This is a genomic window from Pseudomonas sp. N-137 (assembly GCF_034555295.1).
GTDB lineage: Bacteria > Pseudomonadota > Gammaproteobacteria > Pseudomonadales > Pseudomonadaceae > Aquipseudomonas > Aquipseudomonas rhizophila.
In genome coordinates this window covers 12,758-29,793 of record NZ_JAXUDQ010000019.1, presented here as the reverse complement: position 1 = coordinate 29,793, position 17,036 = coordinate 12,758, and the positions used below count along the sequence as shown (strand labels likewise).

Annotated in this window: 17 protein-coding genes; 7 read left to right on the top strand and 10 right to left on the bottom strand. The window is 61.7% G+C overall.

The window, feature by feature from the left end; all coding sequences use genetic code 11:
• Window positions 1–2 precede the first annotated feature (2 nt).
• The 4 genes from T3A99_RS16475 to mreB all read right to left on the bottom strand — a co-directional run bounded on the left by T3A99_RS16475 (window position 3) and on the right by mreB (window position 3,384).
• Window positions 3–599 carry a Maf family protein gene (locus T3A99_RS16475; protein WP_274090008.1) on the bottom strand — a complete coding sequence of 199 codons (597 nt, stop codon included), beginning with the start codon at window positions 597–599 and terminating at the stop codon, window positions 3–5.
• A 43-nt stretch (window positions 600–642) separates the two neighbouring features.
• Complete coding sequence (mreD, locus tag T3A99_RS16470) at window positions 643–1,131, bottom strand: rod shape-determining protein MreD (protein WP_047228679.1); 489 nt, start codon at window positions 1,129–1,131, stop codon at window positions 643–645.
• Window positions 1,131–2,204, bottom strand: a complete 1,074-nt coding sequence (gene mreC, locus T3A99_RS16465) for a rod shape-determining protein MreC (protein WP_076383560.1) — start codon at window positions 2,202–2,204, stop codon at window positions 1,131–1,133. Before mreC ends, mreD begins: the two co-directional genes overlap by 1 nt.
• A 142-nt stretch (window positions 2,205–2,346) precedes the next feature.
• Window positions 2,347–3,384, bottom strand: coding sequence for a rod shape-determining protein MreB (gene mreB, locus T3A99_RS16460; protein ID WP_002555108.1), 1,038 nt, complete (start codon window positions 3,382–3,384; stop codon window positions 2,347–2,349).
• 294 nt (window positions 3,385–3,678) lie between these two features.
• Between mreB and gatC the strand changes: the two genes are divergently transcribed.
• From gatC to T3A99_RS16430, 6 genes are all read left to right on the top strand, one after another.
• Entirely contained in the window at window positions 3,679–3,966 is a 288-nt protein-coding gene (gene gatC, locus T3A99_RS16455) for an Asp-tRNA(Asn)/Glu-tRNA(Gln) amidotransferase subunit GatC (RefSeq protein WP_047228681.1), read from the top strand.
• Between the two features lie 16 nt (window positions 3,967–3,982).
• The gene (gene gatA / locus T3A99_RS16450) at window positions 3,983–5,434 is read left to right on the top strand and encodes an Asp-tRNA(Asn)/Glu-tRNA(Gln) amidotransferase subunit GatA (RefSeq protein ID WP_274090009.1); all 1,452 of its coding nucleotides are present in this window, start codon (window positions 3,983–3,985) and stop codon (window positions 5,432–5,434) included.
• Between the two features lie 10 nt (window positions 5,435–5,444).
• Window positions 5,445–6,890, top strand: a complete 1,446-nt coding sequence (gene gatB, locus T3A99_RS16445) for an Asp-tRNA(Asn)/Glu-tRNA(Gln) amidotransferase subunit GatB (protein WP_047228683.1) — start codon at window positions 5,445–5,447, stop codon at window positions 6,888–6,890.
• Window positions 6,891–6,951: 61 nt separating this feature from the next.
• The gene (locus T3A99_RS16440; protein ID WP_092394136.1) at window positions 6,952–7,329 is read left to right on the top strand and encodes a septal ring lytic transglycosylase RlpA family protein; all 378 of its coding nucleotides are present in this window, start codon (window positions 6,952–6,954) and stop codon (window positions 7,327–7,329) included.
• Between the two features lie 49 nt (window positions 7,330–7,378).
• Complete coding sequence (locus T3A99_RS16435) at window positions 7,379–8,440, top strand: calcium/sodium antiporter (protein WP_322834591.1); 1,062 nt, start codon at window positions 7,379–7,381, stop codon at window positions 8,438–8,440.
• Window positions 8,437–8,817 carry a carboxymuconolactone decarboxylase family protein gene (locus T3A99_RS16430; RefSeq protein WP_076383558.1) on the top strand — a complete coding sequence of 127 codons (381 nt, stop codon included), beginning with the start codon at window positions 8,437–8,439 and terminating at the stop codon, window positions 8,815–8,817. The genes T3A99_RS16435 and T3A99_RS16430 overlap by 4 nt, the downstream gene beginning before the upstream one ends.
• Before the next feature lie 133 nt (window positions 8,818–8,950).
• On the opposite strand, the gene T3A99_RS16425 is transcribed toward T3A99_RS16430, so the two are convergent.
• From T3A99_RS16425 to kdgD, 5 genes are all read right to left on the bottom strand, one after another.
• Window positions 8,951–9,892: an AEC family transporter gene (locus T3A99_RS16425; RefSeq protein ID WP_076383557.1), complete on the bottom strand. Its 942-nt coding sequence runs from the start codon at window positions 9,890–9,892 to the stop codon at window positions 8,951–8,953.
• Between the two features lie 259 nt (window positions 9,893–10,151).
• Window positions 10,152–11,705 (bottom strand): galactarate dehydratase, encoded by a 1,554-nt coding sequence (gene garD, locus T3A99_RS16420; RefSeq protein ID WP_160893412.1) that lies wholly within the window; start codon window positions 11,703–11,705, stop codon window positions 10,152–10,154.
• A 13-nt stretch (window positions 11,706–11,718) separates the two neighbouring features.
• A complete protein-coding gene (locus T3A99_RS16415) occupies window positions 11,719–13,083 on the bottom strand; it encodes an MFS transporter (RefSeq protein ID WP_274090011.1) in 1,365 nt (454 codons plus the stop codon).
• 85 nt (window positions 13,084–13,168) lie between these two features.
• Entirely contained in the window at window positions 13,169–14,614 is a 1,446-nt protein-coding gene (locus tag T3A99_RS16410) for an aldehyde dehydrogenase family protein (RefSeq protein ID WP_047228689.1), read from the bottom strand.
• Window positions 14,615–14,743: 129 nt separating this feature from the next.
• Window positions 14,744–15,655, bottom strand: coding sequence for a 5-dehydro-4-deoxyglucarate dehydratase (gene kdgD, locus T3A99_RS16405; RefSeq protein ID WP_188250978.1), 912 nt, complete (start codon window positions 15,653–15,655; stop codon window positions 14,744–14,746).
• A gap of 304 nt (window positions 15,656–15,959) precedes the next feature.
• Between kdgD and T3A99_RS16400 the strand changes: the two genes are divergently transcribed.
• Window positions 15,960–16,169, top strand: a complete 210-nt coding sequence (locus T3A99_RS16400) for a hypothetical protein (protein WP_107321876.1) — start codon at window positions 15,960–15,962, stop codon at window positions 16,167–16,169.
• Between the two features lie 33 nt (window positions 16,170–16,202).
• Here T3A99_RS16400 and T3A99_RS16395 read toward each other — a convergent pair whose 3' ends face one another.
• A complete protein-coding gene (locus tag T3A99_RS16395; protein ID WP_047229015.1) occupies window positions 16,203–16,949 on the bottom strand; it encodes a FadR/GntR family transcriptional regulator in 747 nt (248 codons plus the stop codon).
• Window positions 16,950–17,036: the final 87 nt, after the last annotated feature.

Genomic DNA, 17,036 nt, shown 5'->3' with positions numbered 1-17,036 from the left:
GCTCAGCGCGCGCTCAGGGTTTGCCAACAGGGTATGCCGAAATGGCCCAACAGCTCCGAGGTTTCGCACAGCGGCAGGCCGACCACAGCTGAATAGCTGCCTTCAAGCCCGGCGACGAATACCGCCCCCAAGCCCTGAATACCGTAGCCGCCAGCCTTGTCCCGGGGCTCACCGCTGTTCCAATAGGCTAGCGCTTGTTGCTCAGTGATGGAGCGAAAGCTGACCCGGCTGCGCACCACACGGGATTCACAACGTTGCCCGTCCAGTACCGCAATGGCGGTCAGCACCTCATGGTCACGACCGGACAGGCTCAAGAGCATCGCCATCGAGTCGGCCTGATCCAGCGGCTTGCTCAGAATCCGCCCGTCCAGCACCACGGCGGTGTCGGCACCCAGCACGCAGCCGTCCACGCCTGCGGGCAAAGCACGTCGCCCGGCCTCGGCCTTGCCGCGCGCCAGACGTTCGACATAGGCCGAAGGGGTTTCGTCATCCAGGGGAGTTTCGTCGATGTCTGCGCTGACGGCGGTGAATGGCACACCGATCTGCGTGAGCAACTCACGCCGACGCGGCGAGCCCGAGGCGAGGTAAAGCGGTTTCATCAAGACATCTCCCTCTCAAGGTGCGGGCCAATGCCTGACCGAATCAGTTGATTTTGAAACGCAGGCGCAAGCCACGCAAACCGAAGCTGACCCACGGCCAGAGCAAGGCACTGACCAGTGCCGGCAACACCAGCGCCAGGGTCGGCTGGCGATTGCCGGTCAGCGCGCTGAGCCACAGTTGCACCAGCTGCGCCAGGCCGAAAATCACCAGGATCACCAGGCACTGCTGCCACATGGGGAACATCCGCAGACGTTGTTGCAGCGATAACACCAGGAACGTGATCAGCGTCAGGATCAGCGCGTTCTGCCCCAGCAACGTGCCATAAAGCACGTCTTCGGCCAGCCCCAGACACCAGGCGGTGACCATGCCGACCTTGTGCGGCAGCGCCAGCGCCCAGAATGCCAGCAGCAGCGCCAGCCACAGCGGGCGCAGGATTTCCATGAATTGTGGCAGCGGCGAAACGCTGAGCAACAGGCCGATGGCGAACGTCAGCCAGACCATCCAGCCGTTACCGGAATGTGTACTGCTCATTATTCTCGTGCTCCCCTGGTGGCTGGCGCGGTGGCCGGCGTGGAGACAGGCGGTTTGGCCGCGGGCCTTGCGGGTTGAGTCGCCGGGGCTTGGGTGGCCGGCGTTGGCGCCGGGGTCGTTGCAGCCGGGGCAGGTGCCGGTGTTGTGCCCGGGACTGTCGCCGGGGTAACCGGGGTCGCGGTCGAGTCGATGTTCTGCCGATCCTCGGCCTCCTGGGCCACGGCGGCGTCGTTGGCGCGCTCTTCCGGGGTGCGGTTGTCGCTGAATACCAGCAGCAGGTATCGGCTGCGATTCAGCGCAGCCGTTGGCACCGCACGCACGATAGCGAACGGCTGACCTGAGTCGTGTATGACCTCCTTGACCGTCGCCACCGGATACCCGGCCGGGAATCGCTGACCGAGACCGGAACTGACCAGCAGGTCGCCTTCCTTGATGTCGGCGGTGTCTGCGACGTGCCGCAGCTCCAGGCGCTCCGGATTACCGGTGCCACTGGCAATCGCCCGCAAGCCGTTGCGGTTGACCTGCACGGGAATGCTGTGGGTGGTATCGGTCAGCAACAGCACGCGAGAGGTGTAGGGCATCAACTCCACCACCTGCCCCATCAGGCCACGAGCATCGAGTACCGGCTGGCCGAGGACAACACCGTCGCGCTCACCCTTGTTGATGATGATGCGATGGGTAAAGGGGTTAGGGTCCATGCCGATCAACTCGGCCACTTCGACCTTCTCGTTGACCAGCGCCGAGGAATTGAGCAGCTCGCGCAGCCGCACGTTTTGCTCGGTGAGGGCCGCCAGCTTCTGCATGCGTCCCTGCAACAGCAGGTTCTCGGTCTTGAGTTTTTCGTTTTCGGCCACCAGCTCGGTCCGGCTGCCAAACTGGCTGGCCACACCCTGCCACAAGCGCTGCGGCAAATCGGTGATCCAGTAGGATTCCATCAATACCAGCGACATCTGGCTGCGCACTGGCTTGAGCAGCGTGAAACGGGCATCGACCACCATCAGCGCGACCGACAGCACGGTCAGCACCAGCAGGCGCACACCCAATGAGGGGCCTTTGGCGAAAAGCGGTTTAATAAGCCGCTCCTCCCAGGCAAATGTTTTCTTTATTCATACGGCATCAAACCGGCCTGGATACGAATGACAGAAGATAAACGTCAACGGGCAGCACTGCAAAGTGCTGCCCGGGGAGCGAACAACATAGACCATCCAGGCGGGCTTATTCGCTGGAGAGCAGATCCATGGTGTGCTTGTCCATCATTTCCAATGCACGGCCACCGCCGCGGGCAACGCAAGTCAGCGGGTCTTCGGCAACGATCACCGGCAAGCCGGTTTCCTGGGCCAGCAGCTTGTCGAGGTCACGCAGCAGCGCGCCACCACCGGTCAGCACCAGGCCGCGCTCGGCGATGTCCGACGCCAGTTCCGGCGGCGACTGCTCCAGAGCACTCTTGACCGCCTGCACGATGGTCGCCAGCGACTCTTGCAGTGCTTCGAGCACTTCGTTGGAGTTGAGGGTGAAGGCACGTGGAACGCCTTCAGCCAGGTTACGGCCGCGAACGTCGACTTCACGTACTTCGCCGCCCGGATAGGCCGTGCCGATTTCCTGCTTGATGCGCTCGGCGGTGGATTCGCCGATCAGGCTGCCGTAGTTGCGGCGCACGTAGGTGATGATCGCTTCGTCGAAACGGTCGCCGCCCACACGTACGGACTCGGCGTAGACCACACCGTTGAGGGAGATCAAGGCGATTTCAGTGGTACCACCACCGATATCGACGACCATCGAACCACGGGCCTCTTCGACCGGCAGGCCGGCACCGATGGCAGCGGCCATCGGTTCTTCGATCAGGAACACTTCACGGGCACCGGCGCCAAGGGCCGACTCACGGATGGCACGACGCTCCACCTGGGTGGACTTGCAGGGCACGCAGATCAGCACGCGAGGGCTGGGCTGCAGGAAACTGTTTTCGTGAACTTTGTTGATGAAGTACTGCAGCATCTTTTCGCAGACGCTGAAGTCGGCGATCACGCCGTCCTTCATGGGGCGAATGGCTGCAATGTTGCCCGGAGTACGGCCCAGCATGCGCTTGGCTTCGGTACCGACAGCCACGACACTCTTCTGGTTACCGTGGGTGCGGATGGCCACGACCGAGGGTTCATTCAGGACGATACCGCGCTCGCGCACGTAAATAAGGGTGTTGGCAGTGCCCAGGTCAATGGAAAGATCGCTGGAAAACATGCCACGCAGTTTCTTGAACATGGGAAAGGGACCCTAGGCAACGCGTGGGTAAAAAAGTGCGGCAAACTCTAACAACGACAGGGATTTTGGGCAAGGCGCCAATATGTTAAATTGGCCGCTTTTCTGTGCACCAAACCCCGAAATCGCGGCCAATGCCCTGTTTCGCAGATACGTTCCTTTGTTGACGACAATAGAGGCCGTCAAAAAGGAACAGTATTTGTGATACAGGGCACTGGACCGTAGAAATGCGGTAGTGTTCCGACAATCTAACACACGGACAGATTGCGTCCGTTTTGTTTTCCACTGGAGAATCCCATGGCGCTTGAACGCTCCGACGTGGAAAAAATCGCTCACCTGGCCTGTCTGGGCCTCGATGAAGCCGATCTTCCACACATTACTTCTGCCCTGAACAGCATTCTGGGGCTGGTCGACGAGATGCAGGCGGTCAACACCGACGGCATCGAACCCCTGGCCCACCCACTGGAAGCCAGCCAGCGCCTGCGCGCCGACGTCGTGACCGAGTCCAATCACCGCGAGGCCTACCAGTCCATCGCACCAGCGGTCGAAAACGGCCTGTACCTGGTTCCGAAAGTCATCGACTAAAGGGAAAGAGCCTCTCATGCATCACATGACCCTGGCCGAGATCGCCCGCGGACTCGCCGATAAAAAGTTTTCTTCCGAAGAGCTGACCCAGGCCCTGCTGGCGCGCATCGCCCAGCTCGACCCGCAGCTCAACAGCTTCATCAGCCTCACCGAAGAACTGGCCCTGAGCCAGGCCAAGGCCGCCGACGCCCGTCGCGCCAACGGTGAGAGCGGCGCCCTGCTCGGCGCACCGATTGCCCACAAGGATCTGTTCTGCACCCAGGGCATCCGCACCAGTTGCGGCTCGAAGATGCTCGACAACTTCAAGGCCCCGTACGATGCCACCGTGGTCGCCAAACTGGCCGCAGCCGGCGCCGTGACCCTGGGCAAGACCAACATGGACGAATTCGCCATGGGTTCGGCCAACGAGTCGAGCTACTACGGCGCAGTGAAAAACCCGTGGAACCTGGAACACGTACCGGGTGGCTCGTCCGGTGGTTCCGCTGCCGCCGTGGCCGCGCGCCTGCTGCCGGCCGCCACCGCCACCGACACTGGCGGTTCGATTCGCCAGCCGGCGGCGTTTACCAACCTCACGGGCCTCAAGCCGACCTATGGCCGCGTATCGCGCTGGGGCATGATCGCCTACGCCTCCAGCCTCGACCAGGGCGGTCCGCTGGCCCGCACCGCCGAAGACTGCGCGATCCTGCTGCAAGGCATGGCTGGCTTCGATCCGAACGACTCCACCAGCATCGATGAACCGGTGCCGGACTACAGCGCCAGCCTCAACGGCTCGTTGCAGGGCCTGCGCATCGGCGTGCCGAAGGAATATTTCAGCGCCGGCCTGGACCCGCGCATCGCCGAGCTGACCCACAACAGCATCAAGGAACTGGAGAAGCTCGGCGCGGTGATCAAGCCAATCAGCCTGCCGAACATGCAGCACGCGATTCCGGCGTACTACGTGATCGCCCCGGCGGAAGCGTCCTCGAACCTGTCGCGTTTCGACGGCGTGCGCTTCGGCTATCGCTGCGAAAATCCGGACAACCTGATGGACCTGTACAAGCGCTCCCGTGGCGAAGGCTTCGGCGCCGAAGTGCAGCGCCGGATCATGGTCGGTGCCTACGCGCTGTCCGCCGGCTACTACGATGCCTACTACCTCAAGGCGCAGAAAATCCGTCGCCTGGTGAAGAACGACTTCATGGCCGCCTTCAACGAGGTCGACATCATCCTTGGCCCAACCACGCCGAACCCGGCCTGGAAACTCGGCGCCAAGAGCAGCGACCCGGTCGCTGAGTACCTGGAAGACGTCTACACCATCACCGCCAACCTCGCCGGCTTGCCGGGCCTGTCCATGCCGGCCGGTTTCGTCGATGGCCTGCCGGTGGGCGTGCAGTTGCTCGCGCCGTACTTCCAGGAAGGCCGCCTGCTCAATGTGGCGCACCAGTATCAGTTGAACACTGACTGGCACACCCGCACCCCAATCGGCTTCTGAGGAGAAACACATGCAATGGGAAGTCGTGATCGGGCTGGAGATTCATACCCAGCTCACCACCCGGTCGAAAATCTTTTCCGGTAGCTCCACCACGTTCGGCTCCGAGCCCAACACCCAGGCCAGCCTGGTCGACCTGGGCATGCCCGGCGTGCTGCCGGTGCTCAACGCCGAAGCCGTGCGCATGGCGGTGATGTTCGGTCTGGCGATTGACGCCGAGATTGGCCAGCACAACGTATTCGCCCGCAAGAACTACTTCTATCCGGACCTGCCCAAGGGCTACCAGATCAGCCAGATGGAGTTGCCGATTGTCGGCAAGGGCCACCTGGACATCGCCCTGGAAGACGGTACGGTCAAGCGCGTCGGCATCACCCGTGCGCACCTGGAAGAAGACGCCGGCAAGAGCCTGCACGAAGAATTCAACGGTGCCACCGGCATCGACCTGAACCGTGCCGGCACGCCGTTGCTGGAAATCGTCTCTGAACCGGACATGCGCAGTGCCAAGGAAGCCGTGGCCTACGTCAAGGCGATCCACGCGCTGGTGCGCTACCTGGGCATTTGCGACGGCAACATGGCCGAAGGCTCGCTGCGTTGCGACTGCAACGTGTCGATCCGGCCCAAGGGCCAGGTTGAATTCGGCACCCGCTGCGAGATCAAGAACGTCAACTCGTTCCGCTTCATCGAGAAGGCGATCAACAGCGAGATCCAGCGCCAGATCGAACTGATCGAGGACGGCGGCAAGGTCATCCAGCAGACCCGCCTGTACGACCCGAACAAGGACGAGACCCGTCCGATGCGCAGTAAAGAGGAAGCCAACGACTACCGTTACTTCCCCGACCCGGATCTGCTGCCGGTGGTGATCGAGGACTCGTTCCTCAATGACGTGCGTGCCACCTTGCCGGAACTGCCACCCCAGAAACGCGAGCGCTTCCAGGCGCAGTTCGGGCTGTCGAGCTATGACGCCAACGTCCTGGCCACCAGCCGCGAACAGGCCGATTACTTCGAAAAAGTCGTGAGCATCGGCGGCGACGCCAAGCTGGCGGCCAACTGGGTGATGGTGGAATTGGGCAGTCTGCTGAACAAGCAGGGCCTGGAGATCGACCAGTCGCCGGTATCGGCCGAGCAACTGGGCGGCATGCTGTTGCGGATCAAGGACAACACCATTTCCGGCAAGATCGCCAAAATGGTCTTCGAAGCCATGGCCAATGGTGAAGGCAGCGCTGATGAGATCATTGAGAAGCGCGGCTTGAAGCAAGTCACCGACACCGGTGCGATCAGCGCCGTACTCGATGAAATGCTCGCGGCCAACGCCGAGCAAGTCGAGCAATACCGTGCGGCAGACGAAGCCAAGCGCGGCAAGATGTTCGGTTTCTTCGTCGGCCAGGCCATGAAAGCCTCCAAGGGCAAGGCCAACCCGCAACAGGTCAACGAACTGCTTAAAAGCAAGCTCGAGGGCTGATGACCATGGAGCCAGTCTTGCTGTCTGGCTCGCTCCCACATTTGGATTTGGAAAAGCCACCATGAAGCGTCTCCTCGGCGCCTGCGCCCTGCTGTCCCTGCTGGCCGGTTGTGCCAGCCAGAGCGGGACGGTCGATCCACACGGCTATGACCAGACCGGCGTCGCCTCTTATTACGGTGCCAGGCACCATGGCAAGCGCACCGCCAGCGGCGAGCGCTTCAACCAGCATGGCCTGACCGCCGCCCATCGCCAGTTGCCGTTCGGCACACGGGTGAAAGTCACCAACCTGAAAAACAACGACAGTGTCGTGGTCCGCATCAACGACCGTGGCCCCTACACTCGTGGCCGCCTGATCGATGTATCCCGCGCTGCCGCCGAGCAACTGGGCATGCTACGCAGCGGCACCGCACGGGTGCGTGTGCAAGCCCTCGACGATTGATAGACGGAGCCCGGACATTTCCCTACTCAATGCCATCCCGCTGCTGAGCCTGATCGAACTGTTCGGTGGCCTGCTGTTGTTGATCGCCGGGGCCGAGCTGCTGGTGCGCGCCGCCGTGGGCCTGGCGGCACGTTTGCAGGTGCGTCCGCTGATCATCGGCCTGACCGTGGTCGCCTTTGGCAGCAGCGCCCCGCAAATGGCCGTCAGCCTGCAAGCGACCCTGGCGCAGAACGCCGACATCGCCGTGGGCAGCGTGATCGGCAGCAGCATCTTCAACATCCTCGTCACCCTCGGGTTGTCGGCCCTGATCATTCCGTTGCGCGTCTCGCGTCAACTGGTGCGCCTGGACATCCCGCTGATGATCGGCGCCAGCCTGCTGGTGTTCGTGCTGGCCTGGAACGAGGAACTGACGCAACTGGACGGCGCGTTGCTGTTGATGGCCCTGGCGGTGTACCTGGGCCTGTTGCTGCGCCAGTCGCGGCATTCGGGGCGACCGCATGGGATGGGCGTGGACGTGGCGCAAGTGTCATGGCCCAAAAGCCTGTCGATGATGGTCGTGGGCCTGGCGATGCTGATTTTCGCCGGGCACTTGCTGTTGGGCGCGGCGGTGGAAGTGGCGACGGACCTGGGGCTGTCGGAACGCATCATCGGCCTGACCATCGTCGCCGTCAGCACCTCGCTGCCGGAACTCGCCACCTCGCTGATCGCCGCGCTGCGGGGCCAGCGAGACATTGCCGTGGGCAACGTGATCGGCAGCAACCTGTTCAATCTGCTGGGCGTGCTGGGGGTGACGGCCCTCGCCGCGCCCTCGCCGCTCTCGGTTTCCCCCAATGCTTTGGATTTCGACCTGCCGGTGATGCTCGGCGTGGCGGTGTTGTGCCTGCCGGTGTTCTATTCCGGCTACCGCGTCACCCGCGCCGAAGGCCTGCTGTTTTTGGGCTTGTACCTGGCCTATGGGCTGCATGTGGTGTCGTTCACTACCGGCATGCCTCTGGCCGGCCAACTGGAACGACTGATGCTGTTCTATGTGCTGCCGGCCCTGCTCGCGCTTTTGCTGTTCAGTTCCTTGCGCGCCTGGCGCCGTCAACACCACAAGAGGGATTTGCCATGACCGACACTCCAAAGACCGGCCTGGACATGCGCCGCCAGGTGATGGGCGACGCGTTCGTCGACCGTGCCTTGGGCAACGCCACCGAATTCACCCAGCCGCTGCAGGACTTCGTCAACGAGCACGCCTGGGGCAGCGTCTGGAGCCGCGAAGGCCTGCCGCTCAAAACCCGCAGCCTGATCACCCTCGCCGCCCTCACCGCTCTCAAATGCCCGCAGGAATTGAAAGGCCACGTGCGCGGGGCCTTGAACAACGGCTGTACAGTGGAAGAGATTCGCGAGGCGTTGCTGCATTGCGCGGTGTATGCGGGGGTGCCGGCGGCGATTGATGCGTTTCGGGCGGCGCAGGAAGTGATCGATAGTTATCAGAAATCTGAGTGACTGTTAGATCGCTATCGCGAGCAAGCTCGCTCCCACAGAGATCGCAGGCGGACTGGAAACTTGTGTACACCGCCATCTACTGTGGGAGCGAGCCTGCTCGCGATGGGCCCTCAAGAACACCACAACCCAGAACCTAGATCCACCCACCCCACTGCAGCACAAAAATCCCCAGGTTGGTGGTAATCGCCGCCATCAGCGTGGTGATGACGATGATCGCCGCGGCCAGTTCATGGTTGCCATCGGCCGCGCGGGCCATGACGTAACTGGCGGCGGCGGTGGGACTGCCAAAGTACAGGAACAGAATTCCCAGCTCCGCCCCACGAAAACCCCAGAGCCATGCGCCGAGGGTCGCCAGCAGCGGCAGGCCGATCATTTTCACCAGGCTCGAACTCAGGGCCATCTTGCCGCTTTTGCGCAGCGCCGCCAGCGACAGCGTGCCGCCGATGCAGATCAACGCCAGCGGCAAAGTCATCTGGGCAAGGTATTTGGCCGAGGTTTCGAACCAGTTCGGCAGGCCTATCTGCCAATAGGCCAACGGCGCGGCTACGACCACACTGATGATCAGTGGGTTGCTGACCACGCTTTTGCATATGCTCCAGGGGTCGGACTTGATCACTGGGCTGTAGACCGCCAGCACGATGGTCGACAGGGTGTTGTAGAACAGGATCACCAGCGCCGCGAGTATCGACCCCAGGGAAATCCCGTAGTCGCCATACATGCTCGCCGCCAGTGCCAGGCCGATCACGCCGTTGTTGCCGCGAAAGGCGCCCTGGGTATAGATGCCACGGTCCTCACGCGGGCAACGCCAGATCGCCCAGCCCCAGGCCACGGCAAAGCACACCAGGGTGGCAATGGAGAAATAGATCAGCAGGTCCGGCTGCAATGCCGCGTGGAGATCGGCATGCAGGATGCCGAGGAACAACAGCGCCGGCATGGTGACGTTGAACACCAGGGACGAGGCGATGTGAATGAAATTGTCGTTGATCCAGTAAATGCGCTTGAGCAGTGTCCCCAGAAACAACATGGCAAACACCGGTGCGGTGATGTTCAGGGTTTCGAGGAAAATTGCCAGCATGCCGGGGACCTTGAGAAGGGTGTCGTTAGGTGGCTAATGATAGCCACTAACGACACTGGCGTCTGGTAGACCGCTATCGCGAGCAAGCTCGCTCCCACATTTGTTCCTGGGTGAACACAAAATCCATATTCACCACAACCCCCTGTGGGAGCGAGCTTGCTCGCGATAGCGGTGTGTCAGCTTGAATGAATGCTGAATGTACCGCCGTCATCGCGAGCACGCTCGCTCCCACACTGGATCTCCAGCGATCACGAAATCATCAAGTAATCGGCGCCGGGTTGAACAAGGTGATGTCGTTGTACAGCTTGTGCCGCTCGGCCCAGGTCTGTTTCTTGCCGCTGGCCACGTCCAGGTAGTAATGGAACAGTTCCCAGCCCAGTTCCTCGATGGAGGCGCGCCCGGTGGCGATCCGGCCGGCGTCGATGTCGATCAGGTCCGGCCAGCGCTGGGCCAGTTCGGTGCGGGTCGAGACCTTTACCACCGGCGCCATGGCCAAGCCGTACGGCGTGCCACGGCCGGTGGTGAATACGTGCAGGTTCATCCCCGCCGCCAGTTGCAACGTGCCGCAGACAAAATCACTGGCCGGCGTGGCGCAGAAGATCAGGCCCTTTTGCTTAAAGCGCTCGCCCGGACCCAACACGCCGTTGATCGCACTGCTGCCGGACTTGACGATCGAGCCCAGGGATTTTTCGACGATGTTCGACAGCCCGCCCTTCTTGTTGCCCGGTGTGGTGTTGGCACTGCGATCGGCCTCGCCCTTGGCCAGGTAACGGTCGTACCAGTCCATCTCGCGTACCAGCTCCTGGGCGACTTCCCGGGTTTGCGCCCGGGAGGTCAGCAGGTAGATCGCATCGCGCACTTCGGTGACTTCGGAAAACATCACCGTCGCCCCGGCCCGCAGCAGCAGGTCCGAGGCATAGCCCAGGGCCGGGTTGGCAGTGATGCCGGAAAACGCATCGCTGCCGCCGCACTGCATGCCCAGGATCAGCTCCGAGGCCGGCACGGTTTCGCGGCGGCGCTGGTCGAGTTTCTTCAGCCGGGTTTCAGCCAGTTCCATGATCTGCTCGATCATTTCGGTGAAACCGTGACTGGAATCCTGCAAGCGATACAGCCACGGCTCGCTGAGGTCCACCGAGCTGTCGTTCTCATGCATCACCTGCCCGGCCTGCAATTTCTCGCAGCCCAGGCTGATTACCAGCGCTTCGCCCCCCAGGTTCGGGTTGCGTGCCAGATTGCGCACGGTGCGGATCGGGATGTAAGCGTCGGTGGCGGTGATCGCCACGCCGCAGCCGTAGCTGTGGGTCAGCGCCACCACGTCATCGACGTTCGGGTACTTGGGCAGCAATTCGTCCTTGATGCGCTTGACCGCATGGTCCAGCACCCCGGTCACGCACTGCACCGTGGTGGTGATGCCCAGGATGTTGCGCGTGCCCACGGTACCGTCGGCGTTGCGATAGCCCTCGAAGGTGTAGCCTTGCAACGGCGCTTCGGCCGCCGGCACGTCGGTGGACAGCGGCAGGCTGTCCAGCGGCGGCGCGGTGGGCATGCGCAGTTGGTCTTCCTTGACCCAACTGCCACGGGGGATTGGTTGCAATGCGTAGCCAATGACCTGGCCGTAGCGAATCACCTCGCCGCCCTCGGGAATATCTTCCAGGGTGACCTTGTGGCTCTGCGGTACAAAGTCCACGGTGACCAGGCCATCCGGGAACTCAGTCCCGGCTGGCACGCCCTGGTCGTTCACCACAATGACCACGTTGTCCCGCTCATTCAGGCGGATGTAACGGGGCGAATCGGCATGTTCAATCAGTTGCATCGACATCGCTCCTTCAGGATTTCGCTTCAGACAGGCTGGAAAGTTGATCATCCCGGGCCGCGGGCTCTTTGAGCACGACACGCTTGATCGGCCCGACGATCACCAGGTAACTGAACACCGCCATCAGCGCGTTGCAGCCCACGAACACCAGCGCCCATTTGAACGAACCGGTGGAGCTGATGATGTAGCCGATGACGATCGGCGTAGTGATCGATGCCAGGTTGCCGAAGGTGTTGAACAGGCCGCCACTCAGACCGGCGATCTGTTTTGGCGAAGTGTCGGACACCACGGCCCAACCCAGTGCGCCTACGCCTTTACCGAAGAAGGCCAAGGCCATGAAGCCCACCACCATCCATTCGATGTCCACGTAGTTGCACGCCACGATGCTGCTGGACACCAGCAGGCCGGCGATGATCGGCGCCTTGCGAGCGAAGGTCAGCGAGTGGCCCTTGCGCAGCAGGTAGTCGGAAATCACCCCGCCGAGCACGCCACCGATGAAGCCGCAGATCGCCGGCAAGGAGGCGATGAAACCAGCCTTGAGGATGGTCATGCCGCGTTCCTGCACCAGGTACACCGGGAACCAGGTCAGGAAGAAGTAGGTGATGCCGTTGATGCAGTATTGGCCCAGGTACACGCCGAGCATCATGCGGTTGGTCAGCAGTTGGCGGATGTAATCCCACTTCGGACCGTCGGTCTTGTTACCCCTGCCCTTGTCCTGGTCCATGTCGACCATCGCGCCGTTGGCGGCGATGTGATTGAACTCGGCCTCATTGATCATCGGGTGCTGACGCGGGCTGTGGATAACCTTCAGCCAGACCAGCGAGAACACGATACCGACCACGCCCATCACGATGAACACGTGCTGCCAGCCAAAGCGGTAGACGATCCAACCCATCAGCGGCGCAAACAACACCGTGGCGAAATACTGGGCGGAGTTGAAAATCGCCGAAGCGGTGCCGCGTTCAGCGGTGGGGAACCAGGCCGCGACGATGCGGGCGTTACCCGGGAAGGAAGGCGCCTCGGCCAGCCCGACCAGAAAACGCAGCATGAACAGCGCCACCACGGCGGTGGAGACACCGAATTCACCGACATAGCCTTGCAGCACGGTGAACAGCGACCAGGTAAAAATGCTCAAGGCATAGATTTTTTTCGACCCGAACCGGTCAAGCAGCCAGCCGCCCGGGATCTGCCCGGCCACGTAGGCCCAGCCGAAGGCGGAGAAGATATAACCGAGGGTAACGGCATCGATGCCGAGGTCTTTCTGCAGGCTGGAGCCGGCGATAGCGATGGTTGCGCGGTCGGCATAGTTGATCGTTGTCACCAGAAACAGCATGAGCAGGATCAAATAGCGGACGCGAGTCGGCTTGGTTTCTTGCATTTAAATCTACTTCCACTATTTATTTTTATACGGGAAATCTGGTTGTACGGCCGGGCGGGTTGTTCCGCTCCGACCGGTGTCGCAATTACGATCCGATGTAAGAAGTTTTCACCACGGTGTAGAACTCTTGCGCATAGCGACCTTGCTCGCGCGAGCCATAGGACGAACCTTTGCGGCCGCCGAACGGTACATGGTAATCCACGCCGGCGGTCGGCAGATTGACCATCACCATGCCCGCCTGGGAATGACGCTTGAAGTGGTTGGCATATTTGAGCGAGGTGGTGGCGATACCGGCGGACAGCCCGAACTCGGTGTCGTTGGCCATCGCCAGCGCCGCTTCATAATCGGCCACACGCACGACGTTGGCCACCGGGCCAAAGATTTCTTCGCGGCTGATGCGCATCGAGGCTTCGCTGTCGGCAAACAGTGTCGGTGCCAGGAAATAACCTTCGGTGTCGCACGTCACCAGGCCGCCACCGCTGACCAGACGCGCACCTTCGCTCTGGCCGATGTCGATGTACTTCAAGTCCTGGTTGAGCTGGGCTTCGGAAACCACCGGCCCGATATCGGTGCCGGCCTTCAAGGCATGACCGACCTTGATCGACTGCATGCGCTCGGCCATGGCAGCGACGAACTTGTCGTGGATGCCGGCGGTCACGATCAGGCGGCTCGAAGCCGTGCAACGCTGGCCGGTGGAGTAGAACGCGCTCTGCACCGCCAGTTCGACAGCCTGTTTGAGATCGGCGTCGTCGAGGATGACCTGCGGGTTCTTGCCGCCCATCTCCAGTTGCACCTTGGCCTGGCGCGCCACGCAATTGACCGCGATCTGCCGCCCCACGCCCACGGAACCGGTGAAGCTGATACCGTCGACCTTCGGGCTGTTGACCAGGACTTCACCGACCACACGGCCGCTGCCCATCACCAGGTTGAACACACCGGCCGGGAAACCGGCGCGGGAAATGATGTCCGCCAGGGCCCAGGCACAACCTGGCACCAATTCGGCGGGCTTGATCACCACACAGTTGCCGTAGGCCAGCGCCGGGGCGATCTTCCAGGCAGGGATCGCGATCGGGAAGTTCCACGGCGTGATCAAACCGACCACACCCAACGCTTCACGGGTGACTTCGACGTTGACGCCCGGGCGCACCGACGGCAGGTAATCGCCCGACAGGCGCAGGCACTCGCCAGCGAAAAACTTGAAAATGTTGCCGGCGCGGGTCACTTCGCCAATGGCTTCGGGCAGGGTCTTGCCCTCCTCCCGGGCCAACAGTTGGCCGAGTTCTTCGCGACGGGCGAGGATCTCGCTGCCGACTTTGTCCAGCGCATCGTGACGGGCCTGGATGCCCGAGGTCGACCAGGCCGGGAACGCGGCGCGGGCGGCTTCGATGGCGGCATTGACTTGAGCTGCATCAGCCTTGGCGTATTCACCAATGACATCGGACAAGTCAGACGGGTTGATGTTGGTGCAATAGTCGGCACCGGCCACCCACTGACCGTTGATGTAGTTATCGAAACGCTTTGAATCTGCCACGGAGCTACTCCTTCTACAATAGCTGTCTAGGAACGCAGAGCGTCCCTGGCTGCGTGCCCACGCGGAGCGTGGGAACGATCAAGCCTTACGCAAAAAGCCGCTGATTGCTCAGCGGCTTTGTCGGGTCTGTTACTGCTTGCCTTGCTTGTCGATCAGCGCGGCCAGGGCTTCGTATTCTTCCGGCAGCAGGTCGGTCAGCGGCGTACGCACAGGACCTGCGTCGTAGCCGACGATCTTCGCGCCAGCCTTGACGATGCTCACGGCATAACCGGCCTTGCGGTTACGAATGTCCAGGTAAGGCAGGAAGAAGTCGTCGATGATCTTGCCAACGGTCGCGTGATCTTCACGGGCAATGGCGTGGTAGAAATCCATCGCGGTTTTCGGAATGAAGTTGAACACCGCCGAGGAGTAGACCGGCACACCCAGGGCCTTGTAGGCCGCGGCATAGACTTCTGCGGTCGGCAGGCCGCCCAAGTAGCTGAAACGATCGCCAAGACGACGGCGGATCGACACCATCAATTCGATATCGCCCAGGCCATCCTTGTAGCCGATCAGGTTCGGGCAGCGCTCGGCCAGTTGCTCCAAGTGCGTGGCGTTCAGGCGGCAGACGTTGCGGTTGTAAACCACCACGCCGATCTTCACCGATTTGCACACGGCTTCAACGTGGGCGGCTACACCGTCCTGGCTGGCTTCAGTCAGGTAGTGCGGCAGCAGCAACAGGCCCTTGGCGCCCAGACGCTCGGCTTCCTGAGCGTACTCGATGGCCTGGCGGGTAGCACCGCCGACGCCGGCGAGGATTGGCACGCTGGTGGCGCAGGTATCAACAGCTGTCTTGATGACTTGCGAATACTCGCTGGCGGCCAGGGAGAAAAACTCACCGGTGCCACCGGCCGCGAAAAGTGCCGAGGCGCCATACGGGGCCAGCCACTCGAGGCGCTTGACGTAGCTGTCGCGATTGAAATCGCCTTGAGCAGTGAAATCGGTGACCGGGAAAGACAGCAGGCCAGACGAGAGGATGGACTTCAGTTCTTGTGGATTCATTATTCGAACACCCTGGACGCAAATGTTGTGTTGTAGGAAACGGTTCAGCTTCAAGAGAAGTTGTAAGTCATCGTACAACTTAAAATACGAACGTCAACTGCATTTCGTCTTTTGTCGGGGGTCAGGTGCGCGGAGTTTGGCGAAAAGCCTTTGAGATCGGGCCTTTGAGGTTTGCTGGCAAACTGAGGAATCTTGCCCTGCGAGGCAGCGGACCGCTCATCGCGACTGTAAGTTATTACAGTTTCGGACGCGGGTGAGGGAGATTGAAAATCGCCTCCTCCCTCCACGAGCAGGTCCATAGGCCATGAAAACCCAACATCGATTTCATTTCCCTAAGGTAACGGGACGCAACGTGCAAGAGTTGCCGTCCGATTTCGACTTCCATGTCAGTATCGGCGACCGTATTGAGTTTGAAGCGATACCGGGAACTGAATGGGTGGTTACCCAAAAAAAATTCAAGGTCCTTTTTGATGGTTCTGTCGAATACGTTGATTACGAAACGGATGAGGCTTGAATCCTCCCTAGCCAAAAGAGCAGTGAAGCGCCTCTAACCCTGCGCCTGCGCCTCTTCATGAGCCTGGCGCAGCCGTTCGCGGCTGTTGGTCAGGTGCAAGCGCATGGCCGCACGGGCCGCGTCGGAGTCCTGGCGGGCGATGGCTTCGTAGATTTCCTCGTGCTCACGGCTCAGGCGGTCCATGTAGTGCTGGTGGTCGTCGTGAGCCAGGCGCGCCGAATTCAACCGGGTGCGCGGGATGATGCTGGTGCCCAGGTGGGTCATGATGTCAGTGAAGTAGCGGTTGCCGGTGGACAGGGCGATTTCAAGGTGGAAGGCGAAGTCCGAGGCCACCGCGTCGCTGGCGTGGGCCGCGCTTTCGTTCAGCGCATCCAGGGCAGCGCGCATCGCAGCCAGTTGCTCGTCGCTGCGGCGCTGGGCTGCAAGGCCTGCCGATTCCACTTCCAGGCTGATGCGCAACTCCAGGATCGCCAGCACGTCACGCAAGGTGACCACCGTCGCCGGGTCGATGCGAAAGCCGCTCGGGCTGGGCGTGTCCAGCACGAAGGTGCCGATGCCGTGGCGGGTTTCCACCTGGCCGGCGGCCTGCAAACGGGAAATCGCCTCGCGCACCACGGTGCGGCTGACGCCATGGGCTTCCATGATCGCCGACTCGGTGGGCAATTTATCGCCACGCTTGAGAAGACCGTCGCGAATCTGCTCGGTCAACACCGTCACCAGCTCCTGCGCCAGGCTGCGGCGCTTGCGGGGAAGGCGTGGTACGTCGATCGGTCTTTCCATGTGTCTGTGTCTCGGCAAGCGGCTGAATGCGCATCATGATAGCGCAACGTGGTTGTACGATCACCGTGCTCCCTGGCGGTCTTGGCA